General features: G+C 70.0%; 21 protein-coding genes. 11 read left to right on the plus strand and 10 right to left on the minus strand.

The features are described 5' to 3' along the window. Positions 1 to 162 precede the first annotated feature (162 nt). Together lexA and B840_RS07275 are read left to right on the plus strand one after the other, a co-directional pair. Complete coding sequence (lexA, locus tag B840_RS07270) at positions 163 to 876, plus strand: transcriptional repressor LexA (RefSeq protein ID WP_042621592.1); 714 nt, start codon at positions 163 to 165, stop codon at positions 874 to 876. 239 nt (positions 877 to 1,115) lie between these two features. After that, complete coding sequence (locus B840_RS07275) at positions 1,116 to 1,898, plus strand: DeoR/GlpR family DNA-binding transcription regulator (protein WP_042621593.1); 783 nt, start codon at positions 1,116 to 1,118, stop codon at positions 1,896 to 1,898. A 24-nt stretch (positions 1,899 to 1,922) separates the two neighbouring features. Here the strand turns inward: B840_RS07275 and ptsP are convergent, their stop codons facing one another. After that, the gene (gene ptsP / locus B840_RS07280; protein ID WP_229676606.1) at positions 1,923 to 3,638 is read right to left on the minus strand and encodes a phosphoenolpyruvate--protein phosphotransferase; all 1,716 of its coding nucleotides are present in this window, start codon (positions 3,636 to 3,638) and stop codon (positions 1,923 to 1,925) included. Between the two features lie 261 nt (positions 3,639 to 3,899). On the opposite strand from ptsP, the gene B840_RS07285 reads away from it, so the two are divergent. The 3 genes from B840_RS07285 to B840_RS07295 are packed head-to-tail and all read left to right on the plus strand — an operon-like array spanning position 3,900 to position 7,223. Next, entirely contained in the window at positions 3,900 to 4,862 is a 963-nt protein-coding gene (locus B840_RS07285) for a 1-phosphofructokinase family hexose kinase (RefSeq protein WP_042621595.1), read from the plus strand. A gap of 15 nt (positions 4,863 to 4,877) precedes the next feature. After that, positions 4,878 to 6,917 carry a PTS fructose transporter subunit IIABC gene (locus B840_RS07290; protein ID WP_042621596.1) on the plus strand — a complete coding sequence of 680 codons (2,040 nt, stop codon included), beginning with the start codon at positions 4,878 to 4,880 and terminating at the stop codon, positions 6,915 to 6,917. Positions 6,918 to 6,956: 39 nt separating this feature from the next. Beyond that, positions 6,957 to 7,223 (plus strand): HPr family phosphocarrier protein, encoded by a 267-nt coding sequence (locus B840_RS07295; RefSeq protein ID WP_042621597.1) that lies wholly within the window; start codon positions 6,957 to 6,959, stop codon positions 7,221 to 7,223. 70 nt (positions 7,224 to 7,293) lie between these two features. Here the strand turns inward: B840_RS07295 and B840_RS07300 are convergent, their stop codons facing one another. The 4 genes from B840_RS07300 to hflX are packed head-to-tail and all read right to left on the minus strand — an operon-like array spanning position 7,294 to position 11,042. Then, complete coding sequence (locus B840_RS07300) at positions 7,294 to 7,662, minus strand: hypothetical protein (protein ID WP_042621598.1); 369 nt, start codon at positions 7,660 to 7,662, stop codon at positions 7,294 to 7,296. Positions 7,663 to 7,692: 30 nt separating this feature from the next. After that, entirely contained in the window at positions 7,693 to 8,163 is a 471-nt protein-coding gene (locus tag B840_RS07305) for a GyrI-like domain-containing protein (RefSeq protein WP_042622606.1), read from the minus strand. A 10-nt stretch (positions 8,164 to 8,173) separates the two neighbouring features. Then, positions 8,174 to 9,478, minus strand: a complete 1,305-nt coding sequence (locus B840_RS07310; RefSeq protein ID WP_042622607.1) for a uracil-xanthine permease family protein — start codon at positions 9,476 to 9,478, stop codon at positions 8,174 to 8,176. Positions 9,479 to 9,515: 37 nt separating this feature from the next. Continuing rightward, complete coding sequence (gene hflX / locus B840_RS07315) at positions 9,516 to 11,042, minus strand: GTPase HflX (protein ID WP_042621599.1); 1,527 nt, start codon at positions 11,040 to 11,042, stop codon at positions 9,516 to 9,518. Positions 11,043 to 11,192: 150 nt separating this feature from the next. On the opposite strand from hflX, the gene B840_RS07320 reads away from it, so the two are divergent. From B840_RS07320 to B840_RS07330, 3 genes are all read left to right on the plus strand, one after another. Continuing rightward, positions 11,193 to 11,939, plus strand: coding sequence for a hypothetical protein (locus B840_RS07320; RefSeq protein ID WP_042621600.1), 747 nt, complete (start codon positions 11,193 to 11,195; stop codon positions 11,937 to 11,939). 9 nt (positions 11,940 to 11,948) lie between these two features. Next, positions 11,949 to 12,476, plus strand: a complete 528-nt coding sequence (locus B840_RS07325) for a hypothetical protein (RefSeq protein WP_084602861.1) — start codon at positions 11,949 to 11,951, stop codon at positions 12,474 to 12,476. Positions 12,477 to 12,583: 107 nt separating this feature from the next. Continuing rightward, positions 12,584 to 13,354 (plus strand): isocitrate lyase/PEP mutase family protein, encoded by a 771-nt coding sequence (locus tag B840_RS07330; RefSeq protein ID WP_042621601.1) that lies wholly within the window; start codon positions 12,584 to 12,586, stop codon positions 13,352 to 13,354. A 13-nt stretch (positions 13,355 to 13,367) separates the two neighbouring features. Here the strand turns inward: B840_RS07330 and dapF are convergent, their stop codons facing one another. The 3 genes from dapF to B840_RS07345 are packed head-to-tail and all read right to left on the minus strand — an operon-like array spanning position 13,368 to position 15,690. Next, positions 13,368 to 14,186, minus strand: a complete 819-nt coding sequence (gene dapF, locus B840_RS07335; protein WP_042622609.1) for a diaminopimelate epimerase — start codon at positions 14,184 to 14,186, stop codon at positions 13,368 to 13,370. 5 nt (positions 14,187 to 14,191) lie between these two features. Continuing rightward, positions 14,192 to 15,094 (minus strand): tRNA (adenosine(37)-N6)-dimethylallyltransferase MiaA, encoded by a 903-nt coding sequence (gene miaA / locus B840_RS07340; protein ID WP_188656920.1) that lies wholly within the window; start codon positions 15,092 to 15,094, stop codon positions 14,192 to 14,194. After that, positions 15,091 to 15,690 (minus strand): hypothetical protein, encoded by a 600-nt coding sequence (locus B840_RS07345; RefSeq protein ID WP_042621603.1) that lies wholly within the window; start codon positions 15,688 to 15,690, stop codon positions 15,091 to 15,093. The genes miaA and B840_RS07345 overlap by 4 nt, the downstream gene beginning before the upstream one ends. 104 nt (positions 15,691 to 15,794) lie before the next feature. On the opposite strand from B840_RS07345, the gene B840_RS07350 reads away from it, so the two are divergent. Continuing rightward, positions 15,795 to 17,156 carry a DUF349 domain-containing protein gene (locus tag B840_RS07350; protein ID WP_042621604.1) on the plus strand — a complete coding sequence of 454 codons (1,362 nt, stop codon included), beginning with the start codon at positions 15,795 to 15,797 and terminating at the stop codon, positions 17,154 to 17,156. Beyond that, positions 17,157 to 18,200, plus strand: a complete 1,044-nt coding sequence (locus B840_RS07355; protein WP_042621605.1) for a hypothetical protein — start codon at positions 17,157 to 17,159, stop codon at positions 18,198 to 18,200. Here the strand turns inward: B840_RS07355 and B840_RS07360 are convergent. Both B840_RS07360 and miaB read right to left on the minus strand, forming a co-directional pair. Further along, positions 18,197 to 18,823 carry an Rv2732c family membrane protein gene (locus B840_RS07360; protein WP_042622610.1) on the minus strand — a complete coding sequence of 209 codons (627 nt, stop codon included), beginning with the start codon at positions 18,821 to 18,823 and terminating at the stop codon, positions 18,197 to 18,199. The genes B840_RS07355 and B840_RS07360 overlap by 4 nt on opposite strands. Before the next feature lie 66 nt (positions 18,824 to 18,889). Next, entirely contained in the window at positions 18,890 to 20,413 is a 1,524-nt protein-coding gene (miaB, locus tag B840_RS07365; RefSeq protein WP_042621606.1) for a tRNA (N6-isopentenyl adenosine(37)-C2)-methylthiotransferase MiaB, read from the minus strand. Positions 20,414 to 20,629: 216 nt separating this feature from the next. Between miaB and gluA the strand changes: the two genes are divergently transcribed. Next, positions 20,630 to 21,358, plus strand: a complete 729-nt coding sequence (gluA, locus tag B840_RS07370; protein WP_156971867.1) for a glutamate ABC transporter ATP-binding protein GluA — start codon at positions 20,630 to 20,632, stop codon at positions 21,356 to 21,358. Positions 21,359 to 21,388: the final 30 nt, after the last annotated feature.

Consider the following 21,388-nt stretch of genomic DNA (forward strand, 5'->3'; position numbering starts at 1 on the left):
TCGAACATCCGTACCAGATCGTGGTAGACATGTAACAGGTGAACGGCACCATGCCGGTCCGCCATTCGAACAACGGCGACCGCACGGCTCCACGAAACCGGCGAACCGAACCGATGAAGCAGAACCGCCCCCTCCCCCAGCGCACCAGGAACGAGTAGGACCATGACCCGCAAGAGCACATCCGCCAACCTGACCCCTTCCGGCAAGCCGGATCCCGCCACCCTCTCCGACCGCCAGCGGCGGATCCTCGAGGTCATCCGGGATGCCGTGGTGCTGCGGGGGTATCCGCCGAGCATCCGGGAGATCGGTGACGCGGCCGGCCTCCAGTCCACCTCCTCGGTGGCCTACCAGCTCAACCAGCTGGAGAAGAAGGGCTTCCTCCGCCGGGACCCGAACAAGCCGCGCGCCGTCGACGTGCGGAATCTCGGTTCGACGGACACCGCCAAGAAGCCTGGTCGCCGCGTGGCCGTGAAGAGCGCGTCCGCCCCGGAGGATGCAGGAGCCGCGAACTTCATCCCGGTCCTGGGCCGCATCGCCGCGGGTTCGCCGATCCTCGCCGAGCAGGAGGTGGAGGACTACTACCCGCTGCCCGCGGACCTGGTTGGCGACGGGGAGCTGTTCATGCTGCAGGTCGTCGGCGAGTCGATGAAGGATGCCGGCATCCTCGACGGCGACTGGGTCGTCGTCCGCTCCCAGCCGGTCGCGGAGAAGGGCGAGTTCGTCGCCGCGCTCATCGACGGGGAGGCCACCGCGAAGGAGTTCCACAAGGATTCCACCGGTGTCTGGCTGCTGCCCCACAATGAGGATTTCGCACCGATCCCCGGCGACAAGGCCGAGATCATGGGCAAGATCGTCTCCGTGTTCCGGAAGCTCTAGCGCGGGCTTTCCCCGCCGAGGCAGACAATCGGCGGGCGGGAAATCAACATCATCCCACGGGAACGGACCTGCCCACGGCCCACCTCGCCGGGTCCCGTCCCGCCGGCGACGTAGTTTTATCCCCCGTTTGCGCAGGATAACCGCCAACCTCTCCCCCGCCGCCCATTAATTTGGAACAATGGCGGAAACAGACATTCATTTTGTCCGATTCCGTCCTGTGAGGCACCAGAGGAGAACTCATGTACGCAGAGGAGCGTCGCCGGCAGATCGCCTCCCTCACCGCGGTCGAGGGGCGGGTCAACGTCACCGAGCTTGCCAACCGTTTCAAGGTCACCGCAGAGACCATCCGCCGGGATCTCGCCGTGCTGGACAGGGAGGGAGTCGTCCACCGGGTCCACGGCGGCGCCGTTGCGAGCCAGACCTTCCAGACCACCGAGTTCTCGCTCGACGCCCGTTTCCGGTCGGCCCCCACCGCCAAGTCGGCCATCGCGCGCGCGGCGCTGCGCTACCTTCCGGAACCCCGCGGCGGCCTCTTCCTCGATTCAGGTTCCACCATCGGCACGCTGGCGGAGCTCATCGCGGAGCAACCCAACGCCTCCCAGTGGTCCATCGTGACCAACAGCCTGCCGATCGCCCTCAACCTGACCAACAAGGGGCTGAGGGAGGTGCAGCTTCTCGGCGGGTCGGTCCGCGCGATCACGCAGGCGGTCGTGGGCGACACCGCGCTGCGGACCCTGGCGCTCATGCGGGCGGACGTCGCTTTCATCGGCACCAACGCGCTCACCCTCGATCACGGCCTGTCCACGGCCGACGCCCAGGAAGCGGCCATCAAGTCGACGATGGTGACCAACGCCCACAACGTGGTCGTCCTCTGCGACTCCTCCAAGCTGGGCACCGACTACCTGGTGAGCTTCGCCAGCCTCAGCGACATCGACGTGATCATCACCGACTCCGCGGCGCCCGAGTCCTTCCTGGCGGCGCTGCGGGAGCGCGAGATCGAGGTCGTCATCGCCGACGAGTGACCCCGCGCACGCACGTCCAGCGCTCTACCCCAGGAGCATCTCCCGGGCGAGTTCGCGCGCCGTGTCCGCACCCGAGGTGTCCAGGACCGCAGCGGCGACCTCCCGGCAGGTGGCCAGGTCCACGGTGGCCAGCTGCGCGCCGACGCCGGCGACGGCGGTCGAGGCGGCCGACAGCGAGGTGACACCCAGACCGGTGAGCACACAGGCGAGCAGCGGGTCCGCGGCGGCCTCGCCGCAGACGCCGACAGGGGTGGCGGTGAGCTCCCCGACGCGGCATGTCTCCTTCACCAGGCGAAGCACCGCGGGCTGCCACGGATCGGTCAGGTAGGCCAGCTGCGGGGAGAGGCGGTCGGCGGCCATCGTGTACTGGGTGAGGTCGTTGGTGCCGATGGAGACGAAGTCGAGGTGCGGCATGAGCCGGTCGGACATGAGGGCGGCGGCCGGGACCTCGATCATGGCGCCTGCCGTCAGGCCGCGTTCGCGGCAGAGTCCGGCGAAGTACTCGGCCTCCGACTCGGTGGCGACCATTGGCGCCATGACCCAGGTCGGAGCGTCCTCGCCGCGCCCCTCGGCTGCCAGCGCGACGGCGTCGAGTTGGCGGAGGAGCAACCCCTCGTTGTCGCGCGCCATGCGCAGGCCGCGCACACCGAGGGCGGGGTTCTCCTCCTCCGCCAGGGTGGCGTAGGCGATCGGCTTGTCCGAACCCGCGTCGAGGGTGCGGATGACCACCTTGGAGTCGGGGAAGGCGTCGAAGACCTTGCGGTAGACCGCCGCCTGCTCCTCGACCGTGGGTTCCGTGGAGGTGGACAGGAAACTCATCTCGGTGCGGTACAGGCCGATACCTTCGGCCTGGGTGCCTGCCGCGACGCGGGCGGCGTTGCCGTCTGCGACGTTGGCCAGCAACTGGACGCGGTGGCCGTCGCTCGTGCGGGCCGGGCCGCGCCACTGGGCGATGACCGCCGCACGCTCCCGGAACTGGGCGACCGCGGTGCGGGACGATTCCTCGTCGGCGTTACGCGTGACGGTTCCCAGGGCCCCGTCGACGAGCACGGGTTCCCCGGCCACGATGTCGCGCAACGCGGGGCCGGCGGCGACGATGCAGGGCAGGTTGAGCTGGCGGGCGATGATCGCCGTGTGGCTCGTGGGTCCGCCGAGTTCGGTGACCATGGCGACCACGTGGGCGGGGTCGAGGGTGGCGGTGTCCGCGGGCGAGAGGTCGTCGGCGAAGAGGACGCCCTCGCCCGCGATGTCGGGCAGACCGGGCTCCGGTTCGCCGCGGAGTTCGGCGATGACGCGGTCCCGGATGTCTTTGAGGTCCGTGGTGCGTTCGGCCATGACCCCGCCGGCGGCCTCGAACATGTCGACGAACTTCTGGGTGGCGGCCACGGCGGCGTATTCAGCCGGGTGACCTTCGGCGACGTTCTTTTTCACGGTGCGGCGCCAACCCCGGTCATTGACCATGCCAACGGTGGCGGTGAGCACCTCGGCGGCGACGCCCTCGACCGTCTCCGCCCGTTGCGCCAGGCGCCCCGCGACGGTGTCCGCCGCAGCGGTGAAACGCTCGAACTGCTGGTCCCTGGCGTCTTCGGCGACCGGCGTGCCGATCTCCGGCAGTGCCGGCCGCGGCCGGACCCACACCGCGGGGGCGTAGGCGACGCCGGCGACCACCCCGGTGCCTTTGATGGATGTTGTGCCGGAGGCGTGGTGGACTTCGCCCATGGTGTGTGTCTCCCGTCTCATACGGAGAAGAATGTGTGACCTCCAGAACACCATAAAATCCACCATTTAGCAACGAACCGGACATGCCCGTCCCTTGACAATCGGACATATTCGGGCAATACTTACGTCACAACCTCACATCAGATGTGACCCACTTCATTTTCGCAGTGCGCCGGCCACGGGGGTCCAGAGCCCTCCGCCACCGGGGTACCGCGCGGCGGCAGGCACCTCCCCTGCCCCGCCTCCACAGCCAACATTTCCCGACCGGACAGGGAGCCGACAGTGATACTCACCTTGACACCGAACCCCAGCATCGACGCCACCATGCAGCTGGACTCGGAACTGCGCCGCGGGCATGTCCAACGTCCCAGCTCCGTCACCCAGGTCGCCGGCGGCAAAGGCGTCAACGTGGCGCACGCGATGCTGCTGGCCGACAAACCCGCGCTGGCGGTCTTCCCGGCGGACAGCAACGACCCCTTTGTGGCACTGACCCGGCAGACCGGGATCCCCTTCCACGCGGTCCCGGTCGCCGAGGGCATCCGGATCAATGCGACGATCGCCGAACCCGACGGCACGACCACCAAGATCAACGGCCCCGGAGCCACCGTCGACGACGCGGCCCGCCGGGCCATCGAGGAGACGGTCGTCCGGCTGGCGGCGAACTCCTCGTGGCTGGTGATGGCCGGGTCTCTGCCGCCGGGCGTGCCCGTCGACTGGTACACGCAACTCATCGCCGCGGTGCGGGACGCCCACCCGCGGCTGCCCGTCGCGGTGGACACCTCCGATGAACCGGTGCGCTCTCTCGGGCGCGGCCTGGAGACCGCCGCCCCGACCCTCATCAAACCCAACGGACTGGAGCTCGGCCAGCTGACCGGCCGCGACGGCGAGGCGTGGGAGGAGGCCGCCGCGGGCGGCGACTTCTCCGGGGTGGTCGCCGCGGCGCGGCTCATCGTCGACCGCGGCGTCCGCGAGGTCCTGGTCACCCTGGGTGCCGCCGGGGCCGCGCTGGTCACCGGGCAGGGCGTCTGGTTCGCCACGCCGCCGCCGGTCGAGGTCCTGTCCACGGTCGGGGCGGGCGACAGCTCGCTGGCCGGCTATCTCATCGCGCGGGCCGAGGGCGGCGGTCCCGCCGACTGCCTCGCCCGCGCCGTCGCCTACGGCACCGCCGCCACCGGCCTTCCCGGCACCACCATCCCTTCCCCCGCACAGCTCGATCTCGCCCGCACGCACGTGCGCGCCCTCTAAGACTCCGAGGTAAACATGCCCATCATCACCACCGAGCTGGTCCGCCTGGACGCGGACCTCGGGTCCACCACCACCGACGTGATCACCGCGCTCGCCGGCCTCGTCCACGGCGCCGGCCGCGCCAGCTCCGCCTCCCTGCTTGCCGACGCCGCCCTCGCCCGCGAGGCCCAGAACCCCACCGGGGTGCCGGGCCGCGTCGCCATCCCCCACTGCCGCTCCGAGGCCGTCACCGAGCCGACCCTGGCGTTCGCGCGCCTGTCCCGGCCGGTGAACTTCGGTGGCCCGGACGGGGATTCCGACCTGGTGTTCCTCATCGCCGCCCCCGAGGGCGGCGGCAAGACGCACCTGAAAATCCTGTCCAAGCTCGCCCGCGCGCTCGTGCGCGGCGACTTCATCGACCGGCTCCGCTCCGCCGCCACCGCCGACGACATCGTCGCCGCGGTGACGGACGTGGTGGGCGAGGCGGGCGTCGAGAAGCAGGCGGATCAGCCGGCCGCCGCGCCGGCCGCTGCCCCCGGCGAGAACGTCACGCGCATCGTCGCGGTGACCGCCTGCCCGACCGGCATCGCCCACACCTACATGGCCGCCGACGCACTGACTCTCAACGCGCAGGGGCGCGAGGACGTCGAGCTGGTCGTCGAGACGCAGGGCTCATCCTCCACCAGGGCCGTGGACCCGGATATCATCGCGGCCGCCGACGCCGTCATCTTCGCCACCGACGTCGGCGTGCGAGACCGGGAACGCTTCGCCGGGAAACCCGTCGTGGAGTCCCCCGTCAAGCGTGCCATCAACGAGCCCGCGAAGATGATCGACGAGGCCGTCGCCGCGGCCGGCAACCCCGCCGCCCGGCGCGTGGCTGCCGGGGCGGCCGCGTCCTCCGCCGAAACCGCCGCCGGGGACGGTCAGCCGGGCTGGGCGCGCCGCATCCAGCAGGCTGTGATGACCGGCGTGTCCTACATGATCCCCTTCGTCGCGGCCGGCGGCCTCCTCCTGGCCCTCGGCTTCCTCGTCGGCGGCTACGACATGGCCAACGGCTGGCAGGCCATCGCACTCCAGCACTCCCTGACCAACCTCCCCGGCAACGAGGTGCTCGTCGACGGTTCCGCCGTCACCTTCGACCGCTCCGGCCTCGCCCTCTATCTCGGCGCGGTGCTCTTCGCCACGGGTCAGATGGCGATGAGCTTCATCGTCGCGGCGCTGTCCGGGTACACCGCCTTCGCCCTGGCCGGCCGACCCGGCATCGCCCCCGGCTTCGTCGGCGGAGCGATCTCCGTCCTCATCGGCGCCGGTTTCATCGGCGGCCTGATCACCGGCATCCTCGCCGGTCTCGTCGCCCTGTGGATCGGCAACTGGAAGGTCCCGCGGATCCTTGCCTCGCTCATGCCCGTGGTCATCATTCCGCTGCTGACCTCCCTCGTCGTCGGCCTGACCATGTTCCTCCTGCTCGGCCGCCCCCTCGAGGGCATCATGACCGGGCTGACCGACTGGCTGTCCTCCCTGTCCGGCTCCTCCGCGGTCGTGCTCGGCATCATCCTCGGCCTCATGATGTGCTTCGACCTCGGCGGACCGGTGAACAAGGCGGCCTACCTCTTCGCCACCGCCGGCCTGTCCACCGGCGACGAGGCCTCCATGCAGATCATGGCCACCGTCATGGCTGCCGGCATGGTCCCGCCGATCGCGATGTCCCTGGCCACCTTCGCCCGGCAGAAGCTGTTCACCCCCGCGGAACAGGAGAACGGCAAGTCGGCCTGGCTGCTCGGCCTGTCCTTCATCTCCGAGGGTGCGATCCCGTTTGCGGCGGCCGACCCGCTCCGCGTCATCCCGTCCATGATGGCCGGAGGCGCCGTCACCGGTGCGGTCTCCATGGGCCTGGGCGTCGGCTCCCGCGCTCCCCACGGCGGCGTGTTCGTCCTCTTCGCCATCGACCCCTGGTGGGGTTTCCTCCTGGCGATCGTCGCGGGCACCGCCGTCTCCGCCCTCACCGTCGTGGCCCTCAAGCAGTTCTGGCCCAACAAGGCCACCCAAGCCATGGCAGCCGCCACAGTCAATGCCTAAGCTGGCGTTGATCACCCCCTCACGAAAGGACCACATCCCATGGCCTCCAAGACCGTCACCGTCGGCTCCGCAGTCGGCCTCCACGCCCGCCCCGCCGCCGTCGTCGCCGACGCCGCCGCAGAGTACGACGACGAGATCCTCCTCACCCTCGTCGGCGACGAGGACGGCGAGGAGGCTGACGCCGCGTCCTCCCTCATGATCATGGCCCTCGGCGCCGAGAAGGGTGACCAGGTCACCGTCACCTCGGATAACGCCGATGCCGTGGAGAAGATCGCCGCGCTCATCGAAACCGATCTCGACGCCTAGCCCCCGCGCACGAGGACGCCTCCCCGCCTGATGGCTGGGAGGCGTCGGTGATTCACGGGGCGTCCCGGTCTCAGCGGTAGGCGGTGACGATCGCGTCGCCGCGCGCGGCGGCCTCGGCGAAGAACGCCTGCACCGGCGCCAGGTCGTGGGAGTAGGTGATCTCCCCGACGGCGGCGAGCGCCTCGGCGATCATCCGGACCTGCACGGGCGCGAGAGCGTAGCGGGAGGGCCGGTACTGCCACATCTCCCCGCCCGTCAGGGCCGCTCCGGCAGGGCTGTGGGAGAGGTCCTCGTTGAGGATGTACCACTCGTCGCTCAGGCGCAGGGCGGGGAATCCGCCTTCGTCGAGGAGCCTCTCGACGATCCCCACCCTCTCCGGGGTCACCGTGAGGCGGAGGTAGTCGTCCTGGGGGACAGCGAGAAATTCTGGTGCAGGCATACTCTTCGTTTTACCACCGTCGGCCGACATCTACGCGAGCGTGACGTAGAGGTCGGTGATCATGTCGGCCGGATCCGCCTCCGGAGTGGGCATGGTGACGTACTCCTCCCAGAACACCGGACCGGTCTGGAGCCCCAGCTGCCGGACGTTTTCGGTGTGCTCCTGCCAGGTGGCGCCCAGCTGGTCGTAGGGGCCGCGGTGGCGGGCAACCGCCACCCGGGACTCGGGGATCCGGTGGACCAGGTCGGGGAACGCCGCTTCCACCGCCGCGGCGTGCTCCTCCGCCACGGGGAATCCGGCGGCGAGGTCGACGACGTCGGTGAGCGGGGAGAAGTAGTAGGCGCGCGGCGGGCCGGCGGGCTGCGCTCCGGCGGACTGGACCGCCTCGAAAGCGCGGGTGAAGGCCCGGTCGAAGTACTCCTGCAGCCGGTTGACGGGGACGGTCTCTCGGCTGGCCACGATGATGTGCGCGGGTGAGGTGGTGATCGGGTCGCGGGTCATGCCCCTCATCCTAGAACTTCGCGTGCTTTCCTTCCCCGACTGAGGTGTAGAGCTTCTTGAGGACCGGGTAGGCGATGAGGATGCCGGCTGAACCCCAGGCGATGCCCTCGAGCTGCACCCCGAAGATCGTGAGCGTGAGGTTGCCCACGCCCGCGATCAGCGCCACCGCAGCCGCGGTGAGGTTGACGGGGTTGTTGAAGTTGACGTTGTTGTCCTGCCAGATGCGCACGCCGAGCATGCCGATGAGGCCGTAGAGGACGATCGTCGCCCCGCCGAGCACGCCCGAGGGGATGGTGAAGATCAGCGCGCCGAACTTCGGGATGAACGCCAGGGACACGGCAGTCAGCGCCGCGACCCAGTAGGCGGCGGTCGAGTACACCTTGGTCGCGGCCATCACGCCGATGTTCTCCGCGTAGGTGGTGGTGCCCGAACCGCCGAAGGAACCGGCCAGGGTGGTGGCCAGGCCGTCCGCGACCAGGGCGTCGCCGGCCAGGTCGTCGAGGTCGCGGCCGGTCATCTCGCCGACCGCCTTGACGTGGCCCACGTTCTCGGCGACGAGCACGATGATCACCGGCAGGGTCACCAGGATGGCCGAGAGCTGGAACTCCGGCGCGTGGAACTCCGGCACCCCGACCCAGGCGGCCGTGGCGATGGTGTCCCCGGAGCCCTCCGCGAGGTTGCCGGTGACGGCGGCGAACACCCAGCCGACGACCACGCCGATGAGGATGCCCAGGCGGGCGACCATGCCGCGGCCCGCCACGGTGGCCAGCACGATGGCGACCAGCGTCACCGTGGCCACCAGGGGCTGGGACTGGAAGTTACTCGTGGCCACGGGGGCCAGGTTCAGGCCGATCAACGCGACGATCGCGCCGGTGACGGCGGGCGGCATGACCGCGTCCAGCACCCGCCGCCCCGCGGCCCGGACGATGAAGCCCACCGCCACGAGGACCAGGCCCGCGACCAGGACGCCGCCGAGCTGCGCGCCCATGCCGTACTGCTGGCTGGCTGTGAGCGGGGCGATGAAGGCGAAGGAGGAGCCCAGGTAGCTGGGCAGCCGGTTGCGGGTGATCAGCAGGAACAGCATCGTGCCGATGCCGGAGAACAGGAGTGTGGTGTTCACCGGGAACCCGGTGAGAGTGGGGACCAGGAGCGTGGCGCCGAACATGGCCACCACGTGCTGCATCCCGATGCCGATGGTGCGCGGCCAGCTCAGCCGCTCGTCAGGGGCGACGACGGCCCCGGGACGGATCTTTCTGCCGTCGCCGTGGACGTTCCAGCCGAACGTGCCGCGGGACTTAACGGAGGTCTTGGTTATCACGGCTCAACAGTAGCCCCGGGGCCGAGGAACTCGCTCAGGAGGCGTCGGGTACCGTCCCCGCGTCCGGATCCACCGCGAATTCCGCGAGTTCCGCCGCCAGCGACATGGGCAGGCGGACGTCGATACGCGTGCCGTGCTCGGTGTACTCCTCGGAACGGACGGTGCCGTACTCGTGGAGGCGGGAGATGACGTCGCCGCGGGTGAAGGGGACCAGCAGGACCAGGTGCGCGTCGAGGGAATTGAGGAACAGTTCGATCCGCGCCTGAAGTTCGGCGATTCCCTCCCCGGTCTTCGCGGACACGTAGACCGCGTCCTCCACGGCGTGCCGCAGCTCGGCCAGGACCAGCGGATCGGCCTGGTCGATCTTGTTCACCACGATCATCTCCGGCGGGGCCTGCTCGCCGGTCTCCTTGACGATGCTGTAGATGACCTTGTTCACCGCCTCGATCTGCTTGAGGGGGAACGGGTCGGAGCCGTCGACGACGTGCAGCACCAGATCCGCCCCGAGGACCTCCTCCAGCGTCGACTTGAAGGCCTCCACCAGCTGGGTCGGCAGATGCCGGACGAAACCGACGGTGTCCGTGAAGACCACGGCGCGGCCGTCGGCGAGCTCCGCGCGGCGGGTCGTGGGATCCAGGGTGGCGAACAGCGCGTTCTCCACCAGCACGCCCGCACCGGTCAACGCGTTGATCAGCGAGGATTTTCCGGCGTTGGTGTAACCGGCGATGGCGATCTGCGGGATCGTCGAGGACCGGCGCCGCTGGCGCTTGATCTCGCGCGCGGTCTTCATGCCGGAGAGCTCCCGGCGCAACTTGGACATGTCGGTGCGCAGGCGGCGGCGGTCGGCCTCGATGCGTGTCTCGCCCGGCCCGCGCAGACCGACGCCGCCGTTGGAGCCGGCCCGGCCGCCGGCCTGGCGCGAGAGGTTGCCGCCCCAGCCGCGCACCCGGGTGTAGAGGTACTCCATCTGCGCCAGCGAGACCTGTGCCTTGCCCTCCTTCGACTTCGCGTGCTGCGCGAAGATGTCGAGGATGAGCATGGTCCGGTCGATGACCTTGGTGTTCAGCGCCGTCTCCAGGGCGACGAGCTGCCCCGGAGAGAGCTCGCCGTCGCAGACGACGGTGTCGGCGCCGGTGGCGGCGATGATGTCCTTGAGCTCCTGGACCTTGCCGGAGCCGATGTAGGTGCCCGGGTCCGGTTTGTCCCGGCGCTGGTAGAGGGTCTCCAGGACTTCGGCGCCGGCGGTTTCCGCCAGGGCCGCGAGCTCGGCCATGTTGGCGTCGACCTCGGCGGAGGTGCCCTCCGTCCACACGCCGACGAGGATCACCTGCTCCAGGCGGAGCTTGCGGTACTCGACCTCGGTGATGTCCTCGGTGTCGGTGGACCTGATCTCGGTGTCGCTCGCTCCGCGGCGGAGCCGGTTGCGCTCGGCCAGATCCAGCTCACCGGTGGTCGGGGCGAGCAGGCCGGACAGATCCGTTCCCGGATCCTCCGGGGTTGCGGGCTGCGGCTCGTTGTCGCGGAAGGCGCGGGCCAGCAGGTCATCATTTTCATTAGTCATTAATGGTCATTGTTCCACGTCCGGCCCGGAGTTAACAGTGCCTACCGACGCCACGGGCCGCAGGAGAGTGCGGGCACGAATTCCCTGCCTCTGGAAGGCCTCCGGCGCCGGAGTTCTCACCGCACCACCGAAGGGTTAGACTGGTCAACCATGAGCACCGACCTGAAGAGCATCGGCCTGGGATTCGACCGTTGGCAGGACGCCGTGGAAGCGGCCATCGCCACCAACCAGCTGGTCGTCGCCGGCGAGATCCGGGGCGGACAACTGATCCAGTACACGGACGCCTCGGGCGCCCAGATCAACATCCTCGCCGTGGAGCCTTTCGCCACCTTCGCCGGCTTCGAGTCGATCACCCAGACTTTCGCGCACGTGAGCATGGTCAACGACGTCCTCGCCTTCTGCGAGATCGTCGACCCCAACGGCACCGTGCTGACCTCCGTGACCTGCAATCTCGCGCAGGGCCCCCTGCTGGTGGACAAGCCCACCCAGACGTGGCAGCAGGTCGGCGTGACCGCGCTCGCCCTCGACGCGCAGACCTACGAGTCCCCCGAGGCCTACGAGGCCGCCACCGGCGAGGTCCTCGGCCTGCTGGTCTCCGAGGGTGCGCAGCTGGTCGCCGCAGGCTCCGGCGCCTCCGCCCCCGACGCCTCCGCCACCTTCTCCGCCCGCGTCCTGGAGGCGGAGTACCGCAACAACCAGCTCACGGGCCAGCGTTTCATCCACGCCACCGTCGACGGCGCGTTCCCCTTCGACGTCTGCCTCGCCGACGCCCCGGAACTGCCGCAGAAGAACTCCGTCATCGCGGGCACCGCGATGCTCACCGCCTCCGTGCTCTCCCCCATGTCCGACGGCGGTTGCGGCGGTTGCGGCGGAAGCTGCGGCTGCGGCGGACACTGAGATAGCGCCATGCCGGACAGGATGATTCCCTCGGAATCCAACCGACGCCTGCTGATCATTCTCGTCCTCATCATCAGCACGCTGGTCATTCTGTCCGCCCTCCGGCTGCAGGGGCTGCTGCTCATCCTGCCGATCGCGGCCCTCGCGGTGCTGGTGGTGGGCAAACGCCCCGACACCTCGGAGACCACGGCGCTGCGTTCCTCCATCACCCTGTCCGCGGAGGACATCCAGGACGTCATCGACGAATTCGACGCTTTCTCCACGTCCCCCGCCGCGGAGCATATGGCGGACCGGACTCTCTCGCGCCCTGCCTTGCTCGACCCCGACTGCGCCGACCCCGACGTCTCGGCCTTCCGCCACGAATACGCCACGGCCCGGCGCTTCCTCGGCCGGCTCGACGCCCGGCTGGCCAAGAACAACCTCGACGTCCCGCAACTGGAGTCGCTGCTCCACGTCACCGACGCCCGCGCGCTGGCCATCCGGGAGGCCTGGCTGGCGGCCCGGCAAGCCGCCCAGCGGCTGGGGCCCGACTACTAGCGCCCTGCCGAGACCACGGCCGTGCACTGATGCCAGGATCCGCGGAAGTGTCGCCGGGAAAAACGTAGGCTCGTGATCACACCGCCCCCGCGCCGAGGAGACTGAAGATGTCTGATCTGATCACGCTTGCCCGTCAATTTGCCGGTGCCCATGAATCGGGCCGCGTTCTCGTGCTACCCACCGTGTGGGACACCTGGAGCGCAGCCGTTGCCGTAGAAGCTGGTTCTGAGGGCCTGACCGTCGGCAGCCACCCCGTCGCCGATTCCATCGGCAGCTCCGACGGCGAGAACATGCGCTTCGAGGACTACCTGGTTTCCGTCCGGCGCATCACCGGCTCGGTCGACGTGCCGGTGAGCGCGGACGTGGAATCCGGTTACGGCCTTGCCCCGGCAGAGTTGATTGAGAAACTGCTCGAGGCCGGTGCCGTCGGCGCCAACATCGAGGACGTGGTCCATTCGGAAGGAAAGCGCGTCCGGGAGAGCCAGGAGCACGCCGACTATATTGCCGCCGCCCGCGCCGCCGCGGACTCGGCGGGCGTGGACTTCGTGATCAACGGCCGCACCGACGCCATGAAGCTCGGCACCGGGGTGTTCGCGGATCCGGTGGCCGAGGCAGTGTCGCGCATCAGGCTGATGGAGGCTGCAGGCGCCCGCGCAGTGTATCCGGTCGGCTTGACCACCGCGGATCAGGTGACCCGCATGGTTGAGGCTGTGTCAGTCCCGGTGAATGTGACTGCCCATCCCGTCGACGGGCATGGCGCGGGCGACCTCGCCGCGCTCACGGAGCTCGGTGCGCGGCGGGTGACCTTCGGGCCGCTGTGGCAGAAATGGCTCGGCGAACAGTCCGCGGCGCCGCTGGCGGCCTGGCTGCGCAACTGACCGCACTCCTCTGTCAGGCAGAGCCGGACCCGGGGCCGGACAGGGCCCGGAGGTCGATCTCGCCTGTGGCGACGATCCTCGAGGGGCCGGTCAGGGTGGACCCGCCGTCCCACACCTGGACCACTACGTCGCCCCCCGGCACGTGGACTGTCACTGTGCCCTCCGCCAGGCCCGCGTCGGCCAGCGCGGCGCGGGCGGCGGCGACGGTGCCGGTGCCGCAGGAGCGCGTTTCCCCCACCCCGCGCTCGTGGACGCGCATGTGCACGCCTCCGTCGCGGAGCGGGGTGACGATCTCGACGTTCACCCCGGCCGGGAAGAAGTCCCGGTCGAACTCAGGGTCCGCGAGCTCCAGCCCGGCGAGCCCGGCGACGTCCAGCCCGGGCAGCACGCACGCCAGGTGCGGGTTGCCCAGGTCGACGCCCAGTCCGGCCACCTGCATCGCACCGAGGCGGGCGGTGGACACGCCGGTCACCTCGGCCGGGCCCATGTCGACGGTCACCCTGGCCTCAGTGGCGGTGTAGTCCCCGACGGTCACCCGACGCTCCCCCGCCCGGGTACCCACCACAAAGTCGTCGGTGTCGACGAGCCCTCGGGAGCGCAGCCAGTGGGCGAAGACCCGCACGCCGTTGCCGCACATCTCCGCGATCGAGCCGTCGGCGTTGCGGTAGTCCATGAACCAGCGTCCGTCGCGCCGGTCGACGCGCAGCACCCCGTCCGCGCCGATTCCCGCCCGCCGGTCGCACAGCGCCCGGACCTGGGCGGGGGTGGGGTCGAAGGGGCCGGGCAGGATGAGGAAGTCGTTTTCGGTGCCGTGCCCCTTGGCGAATGCGATGGTGTTCACCCGAGGTAGTCTAGCGCCTCCGCGGCCGTGCCCGCCGAGGCGTCGAGCCAGGTGATGCGGGGATCACGGTTGAACCAGGACCGCTGCCGGCGCACGTAGCGGCGGGTGCCGGTGATTGTGCGCTCCACCGCCTCATCCCAGGTCAGATCGCCCGTCCGGGCGGCCAGGACCTGGGCGTACCCGATCGCCCGTCCGGCCGTGGAGTCGGCGACGAGACCGTTCTCGGCGACGAGGCGGTCGACCTCCTCGATCAGCCCGCGGTCGAACATCTGGCGGGTGCGCAGCTCGATGCGCGGGTTGAGCCAGGCAGCGTCGGTGCGCAGCCCCAGGATGCGGGTTCCCCACCGCGGGGGTGCGTTCTTCGGCGGCTGGGAGGCCTGGAATGGTCTGCCCGTCAGTTCGATGACCTCGAGCGCTCGGACGGTGCGGCGCGGATCCTTGTCCTCGATGACCCCGGCCGCCCTCGCGTCGACGGTGGCCAGCTCCGCATGGAGCGCATCCACTCCGATCTCCGCCAGCCGCTCCTCCCACCGTGCGCGGACGGCCGGATCAGTGGGCGGGAACTGCCAGTCGTCGACCAGCGCCTGGACGTAGAGCATCGACCCGCCGACGAGGATGGGCACCAGTCCGCGGGACATGATGTCCTCCACGTCCGCGACGGCATCGGCCTGGTAGCGGGCCACCGACGCCGTCTCCGTGACGTCGAGGACGTCGAGCTGGTGGTGCGGGATGCCCTCCCGTTCCTCGACGGCCAGTTTGGCGGTGCCGATGTCCATTCCCCGGTAGAGCTGCATGGAGTCGACGTTGACCACCTCCCCGCCCAGTTCGTGCGCCAGCCGCAGCCCGAGGGCGGATTTGCCGGAGGCGGTCGGCCCCACCACCGCGACGGGACGTATCAGATCTCCCATGCCGCGACGTACCTTCCGACTCCGTGGGAGGTGTCCGCCTCGACGAGCTCCGCCCGCAGCGGCGTCAGCGCCGCGAGCTCGAACCAGAGCTCCGGTTCTAGGACGCCGCCCTCCGACAGGAAGCCGCCGTCCTCCACCGGCCGGCCGGCCAGCACCGAACGGCACCACCGGTCGGCCTCCTGGGCACGGTCCAGCAGAGTCAGGGGCGCGCGCGGGGTCAACCCGGCGCTGCCGTCGACGGCCACCAGCGTCAGCGACGCCGGGTCCGGCACCCCCAGGGACCCCCGGACGTCCGCCACCCGTGCGGCCCGCTCCCCCAGGACGTGGCGCTGCACGAGCTCCGGCAGGAACCGCCCCTCGCCGACGTCCACCTGCGGGGCGCCCCACGCCCGGAACGACCCGGGCACTCCCGTCTCCCAGCGGGGGGAACGCGAACCGACCAGGTGGATGGGGAGGGTGCCGGCGGCGTCGACAAGCGAGCGGATTCCGGCGACGAGGCTCCGGCCGGCGGCGTCGGCGGGGGCCAGCGCCTGAACCAGCGCCGGGCCGGCGGGCATCACTACTAGGTTGGGACTCACCCGGGTCATCCTACTGAGTCCTGCTGACGTTCCCGAACCGTGCGCTGTATGTTTGTTGGAGCACTATCGGCAGCCGTGTCGCGCGGCGTGAGGACCAAGTAAAGGATCCCGACATGACAAACTCCCCGACGCCTTCCCCGACGCCCGGCCCGAAACCCGGTGCACGCCCGGGACCGAAGCCGGGGCCCCTCCCCGGCGCCGGATCCCGCCCCACCCCCTCGCCGCGTCCGGCAGCCGCCGTCGTCCGCCCGGTGAAGAACGACCCCGCCAAGTGGGGCCGCGTCGACGCCGACGGCACCGCCTACGTCAAGACCGCCGACGGGGAGCGGGAGATCGGGTCCTGGCAGGCGGGCACCCCCGAGGAGGGGCTGGCCCACTACGGCACCCGCTTCGAGGACCTGGCCACCGAGGTCGAGCTCCTGGAGGCCCGGCTCACCGCGCACCCCGACAGCGCGAACACCATCAAGGAGACCGCCGCGCAGCTGCGCGCCACCCTGCCGACGGCCGCGGTCATCGGCGACCTCGACGCACTGGACAAGCGGCTGGCCACCATCATGGAGCACTCCGAGGCGGCCGGCGAGCAGGCCCGGGAGGACCGGGCGCGGCGCCGGGAGGAGTCCATCGCGCGGAAGGAGGCGTTGGCGGGTGAGGCCGAGGAGCTCGCGGAGACCTCCACCGACTGGAAGACCGCCGGCGACCGCATGCGCGACATCCTCGAGGAATGGAAGACCATCCGGGGCATCGACCGCAAGACAGACGACACCCTGTGGAAGCGCTACTCCCGCGCCCGCGACTCCTTCAACCGCCGCCGGGGCTCCCACTTCGCCGAGCTCGACCGTGGCCGTATCGCCGCCCGCCGCGCCAAGGAGGCCCTGGTGGAACGGGCGGAGGCGCTGAAGAACTCCACCGACTGGAACGAGACCGCCCGGGCCTTCCGCGACCTGATGAAGGAGTGGAAGGCGGCCGGCCGCGCCCCGCGGGAGGTCGACGACTCGCTGTGGGATGCCTTCCGCGGCGCCCAGGACCACTTCTTCAACGCCCGCAACTCGGTCACCGCCGAGCGGGACAAGGAGTTCGAGGCCAACGCCACGGCCAAGGACGAGCTGCTCGCCGAGTACGACTCCCAGATCGACCCTGCCAAGGGGATCGACACCGCCCGCGCCAAGCTGCGCGAGCTGCAGGAGAAGTGGGAGCAGATCGGCTTCGTCCCGCGCGGCCAGGTCCGCGAGTACGAGGACAAGATCGGTGCCGTGGAGAAGCGCGTCTCCGACGCCGAGGAGTCCCAGTGGCGCCGGACCGACCCGGAGGCGCAGGCCCGCGCCAACCAGTTCCTGGTCAAGGTCGAGGAGTTCACCGCCCAGGCGGAGGCCGCCGAGGCCAAGGGCAACGCCACGAAGGCGGCGAAGCTGCGCGAGCAGGCCGCGCAGTGGCAGGAATGGGCGGACACCGCGGCCAAGGCCGTCGAGGACCTGTAGTTGCGTTTCCTCCCGCTCGATCGGCCGGTTCCGGGAACGGAACCGGCCGATGCCGTTGTCAACCTGGTGTTCCTTGCCAACCTCGCCGCGCAGGAGACCACCGGCGACACCGCCTCCTCCACCTCCGTCGAACGCGTCGTGCACCGTCTGCGCGGCTCCGCCGAGTACGACACGCTCGCCTACGCGCTGGAGACGGATCCGGACGAGGACTACGCCGGTTACCTCCTGGTGAGCACTCCCCTGCTCGAGGACACCCACGTGGCGGAAGCGGAGGTCGTCCTCGACGCGGAGTTTCTCCCCCTCCCCGGCGAACCCCTCTCCCCCGAGGCCCGCGACGTGCTGGGGTTGCTCTACACGGAGGCCGAGGCCGTCGCCGCCCGCCTGGGCAGGTCGGTGGTGCAGACCTGGCTGCTGCACCCCGCGGAGGAAGTCCCCGGCAGCGGCGGCTGGGCTGAGTTGCTGCGCGGGCGCGGCTATGAACTCGGCCTCACGGAGATCCAAGGGGTCGTGCCCGCCGGGGTACCGGCGCCGGCGTGGGAGCCCCCGCTGCGCGTCGACGTGGTCCGCGACCTCGCCTTCCCCGCCCCGCTTATCGACGGCGTCCTCGCCCTCTACCGGCAGGCCTCCGTCGACGTGCCCACCGGCGGGCTGGACGCCGGCGCGGTCGACTGGACGCGGGAGCGCCTGGCGTCGGCGGCCCGCCGGGTGGCCGACACCAACCGGGAGATGGTGAGCGTGGTGGTCTCCGACGCGGAGGGCGTGGTCGGGATCAGCGAGATCACCCGCTTCCCCGGCTCGGAACCGGGGGTCGCCGAGCAGGGCATCACCCTCGTCGCGGGGCGCGCCCGCGGGCGCGGACTCGGCCTGAACCTCAAGCGGGAGGCGCTGCGCCGGGCGGCGGCGGCCCTGCCCGGAGTGAGCCGCGTCTACACCTCCAACGCCACCGGCAACCCCTGGATGATCGAGATCAACCGGCAGCTGGGGTGGCGCGTGGTCAGCGGCGGTTCCGGCTGGCAGCTCAGGCTCCGGCCCCTGAGCCCCTAGTCCTTCTTCGGCTGATGCCGCTCGGAGGCGCGGGCCCGTCGGTCGTCGACGAGCAGCGGGTTGGTTTCGGCCGAGAGGTTGACGTCCTGCTGCAGACGGCCGACCTCGTCGAGGTTGTCCGACTCCGCGCGGGCCTGGGCGATCTCCGCCTGCTCGGGACTGCGGCGCAGGACCACGAAGGCGTAGCCGAAGAAAGCCAGCGCCACCGCCAGGAGCGACAGCCAGAAACCGATGTTGATGTCGACGCCGTCGCCCGCGTTGCCGCGGGTCTGGCGCAGCCAGAGGGCGAAGACGGAGTACGCCAGGCCGACGGTGCTGAACATCCAGGCGAGGGAGGCGAGCGCGGTGCGGCGGGTGATGAGCGTCGCCGTGGTCAACACGCCCACGCCCACGAAGACGAGGGTGGCGTAGATGTACTCGGTGATTTTGATGCCGGCTTCGCGGGCCGGCTCGAGCTGGAGCAGGACCTCGTAGCCGCGGACGTCCCCTGCCTGGGGGAGAAACAGGGACACCAGGTAGATCACGAGCGCCGCGACGAAGAGCCAGAGCTGCCGGCCCAGGACCAGACGGGTGGCGGCGCGCTTCTCCCGGACGGCGAGGTCGGTGCTGGTGGGTTCACTCACTGTGGTGTTCTTCTCCTTGACGGTGCGGGGCAACGGCCCCCCACATTACCCCTGCCCCGGGCGGGGTCAGCAGCCGCAGGCGTCGGCCGGCGTCTGCGGCTGTGCTGGCGCCCCTACGGAGGGCAGCCCCAGGCCGACGCCGATGGGTTCGGTCGTGGGCACCTTACCGGCCGCCGTCATGTCGCCGGCGCGGGTGCGGCGGTGGGAGGTGACGGGGGCGTCGGCAAGCAGGAAGTACGGGGCGGAACCGGTGACGGTGGTGGTGACCACGTCGCCGGGGCGGATCTCGCCGTCGAGCGCGCCCTCCGGACGGAAGTGCACGAGGCGGCCGTCGCGGGCGCGGCCGGTCTTGCGGCCGGTCTTCTTGCGTCCCTCCGCCTGGACGAGCAGCTCGACCCCGGTGCCGACCAGCGCGGCGTTGTCCTCGGCCGAGATGCGCTCCTGCAGCGCGATGAGGCGCTCGAAGCGCTCCTGGACGACCTCCTTGGGCACCTGGTTGTCGTACTCCGCGGCGGGCGTGCCGGGGCGCGGCGAGTACTGGAAGGTGTAGGCGGAGGTGAAGCGGGCCTTCTCCACCACGTCGAGGGTGTCCTGGAAGTCCTCTTCGGTCTCCCCGGGGAAGCCGACGATGAGGTCGGTGGTGATGGACGCGTGCGGGATCTTCGTGCGGACCTCGTCGAGGATGGCGAGGAACTTCTTCGAGCGGTAGGAACGGCGCATCTCCTTGAGCACCTTGTCCGAGCCGGACTGCAGCGGCATGTGCAGCTGCGGGCAGACGGCGGGGGTCTCCGCCATGGCGTCGATCACGTCGGAGGTGAATTCGGCCGGGTGCGGGGAGGTGAAACGCAGGCGCTCGAGCCCCTCGATCCCACCGCAGGCGCGCAGCAGCTTGGAGAAGGCCGAGCGGTCGCGCTCGACCTCCGGATCCGCGAAGTTCACGCCGTAGGCGTTGACGTTCTGACCCAGCAGGGTCACCTCGGTCACGCCCTGCTCGACGAGCGCCTGCACCTCGGCGAGGACGTCGCCCGGGCGGCGGTCGATCTCCTTGCCGCGCAGGCTGGGGACGATGCAGAAGGTGCACGTGTTGTTGCAGCCCACCGACACCGACACCCAGCCGGCGTAGGCGGACTCCCGCTTGGCGGGCAGGACGGACGGGAAGGCTTCGAGGGCCTCGACGATCTCCACCTGGGCGGCCTCGTTGTGGCGGGAGCGCTCCAGCAGGGCCGGCAGGGAACCGATGTTGTGGGTGCCGAAGACCACGTCCACCCACGGGGCCCGGGACACCACGGTGTCGCGGTCCTTCTGCGCCAGGCAGCCGCCGACGGCGATCTGCATACCCGGGCGCCGGCCCTTGGTCGCCTTGAGGTTTCCGAGGGTGCCGTAGAGCTTCTCGTCGGCGTTCTCGCGCACCGCGCAGGTGTTGAAGACGACGAGGTCGGCCTCCTCCCCCTGGGGCGCGGACGCGTAGCCGGCCTCCTCGAGGAGGCCGGAGAGGCGTTCCGAATCGTGCACGTTCATCTGGCAGCCGAAGGTGCGGACCTCGTAGGTCTTCGCGGGTGCGGTCACGGGGGTCTCCACGGGGGTGTTCACGGGTCGTCATTGTAGCTTTGCCCTGCATGGTGGCCCAACTCCCGACGTCGGGCCCCGCCCCGCCACGTTCACATTCCGCGTGAAGTTTTGCCTAGCAAACTTTGCGTCGTGGCAGAAATGTGACTGAAAGACGCACCTCTCCATCAGGGCTGTGCCTAAGATCATCCTATGACCCAGACCACACCCGCGTCGGATCGCGCCTCAGGGAACGCGCCCATGATCCGGATGACGGACGTGCAGAAGTACTTCGACGACTTCCAGGCGCTCAAGGACATCAACCTTGAGGTGCCCCGGGGCCAGGTCGTCGTGGTCCTCGGCCCCTCCGGATCCGGTAAGTCGACACTGTGCCGAACCATCAACCGCCTCGAGACCATCGAACAGGGCACCATCGAGATCGACGGAGTCCTCCTCCCCGAAGAGGGCCGCGACCTCGCCAAACTCCGCGCCGACGTCGGGATGGTGTTCCAGTCCTTCAACCTCTTCCCCCACCTGACCATCCGGGACAACGTCACCCTCGGCCCTGTGAAGGTGCGGAAGTTGAAGAAGGCCGAGGCCGAGAAGCGGGCCATGGACCTGCTGGAACGGGTGGGCATCGCCAACCAGGCCGAGAAATACCCGGCCCAGCTGTCCGGCGGACAGCAGCAGCGCGTGGCCATCGCGCGCGCGTTGGCGATGAGTCCGAAGATCATGCTCTTCGACGAGCCCACGTCCGCCCTGGACCCCGAGATGGTCAACGAGGTCCTGGACGTCATGACCACCCTGGCCAAGGAAGGCATGACGATGGTCGTGGTCACCCACGAGATGGGTTTCGCCCGGAAGGCCGCCGACCGGGTCCTGTTCATGGCCGACGGCGCAATCGTCGAGGACTCCACCCCCGGAGACTTCTTCACCAACCCGAGAACGGACCGCGCCAAGGACTTCCTCGGCAAGATCCTCTCCCACTGACACCGCAACCCCGTAAGGAAACGACACATC

Source organism: Corynebacterium marinum DSM 44953 (assembly GCF_000835165.1).
GTDB lineage: Bacteria > Actinomycetota > Actinomycetes > Mycobacteriales > Mycobacteriaceae > Corynebacterium > Corynebacterium marinum.

Coding starts and splice junctions, on each gene's coding strand:
- lexA (WP_042621592.1), top strand. CDS start 163: ATGACCCGCAAGAGCACATCCGCCAACCTGACCCCTTCCGGCAAGCCG.
- B840_RS07275 (WP_042621593.1), top strand. CDS start 1,116: ATGTACGCAGAGGAGCGTCGCCGGCAGATCGCCTCCCTCACCGCGGTC.
- ptsP (WP_229676606.1), bottom strand. CDS start 3,638: ATGAGACGGGAGACACACACCATGGGCGAAGTCCACCACGCCTCCGGC.
- B840_RS07290 (WP_042621596.1), top strand. CDS start 4,878: ATGCCCATCATCACCACCGAGCTGGTCCGCCTGGACGCGGACCTCGGG.
- B840_RS07295 (WP_042621597.1), top strand. CDS start 6,957: ATGGCCTCCAAGACCGTCACCGTCGGCTCCGCAGTCGGCCTCCACGCC.
- B840_RS07300 (WP_042621598.1), bottom strand. CDS start 7,662: ATGCCTGCACCAGAATTTCTCGCTGTCCCCCAGGACGACTACCTCCGC.
- B840_RS07305 (WP_042622606.1), bottom strand. CDS start 8,163: ATGACCCGCGACCCGATCACCACCTCACCCGCGCACATCATCGTGGCC.
- hflX (WP_042621599.1), bottom strand. CDS start 11,042: ATGACTAATGAAAATGATGACCTGCTGGCCCGCGCCTTCCGCGACAAC.
- B840_RS07320 (WP_042621600.1), top strand. CDS start 11,193: ATGAGCACCGACCTGAAGAGCATCGGCCTGGGATTCGACCGTTGGCAG.
- B840_RS07325 (WP_084602861.1), top strand. CDS start 11,949: ATGCCGGACAGGATGATTCCCTCGGAATCCAACCGACGCCTGCTGATC.
- B840_RS07330 (WP_042621601.1), top strand. CDS start 12,584: ATGTCTGATCTGATCACGCTTGCCCGTCAATTTGCCGGTGCCCATGAA.
- B840_RS07345 (WP_042621603.1), bottom strand. CDS start 15,690: ATGACCCGGGTGAGTCCCAACCTAGTAGTGATGCCCGCCGGCCCGGCG.
- B840_RS07350 (WP_042621604.1), top strand. CDS start 15,795: ATGACAAACTCCCCGACGCCTTCCCCGACGCCCGGCCCGAAACCCGGT.
- gluA (WP_156971867.1), top strand. CDS start 20,630: ATGATCCGGATGACGGACGTGCAGAAGTACTTCGACGACTTCCAGGCG.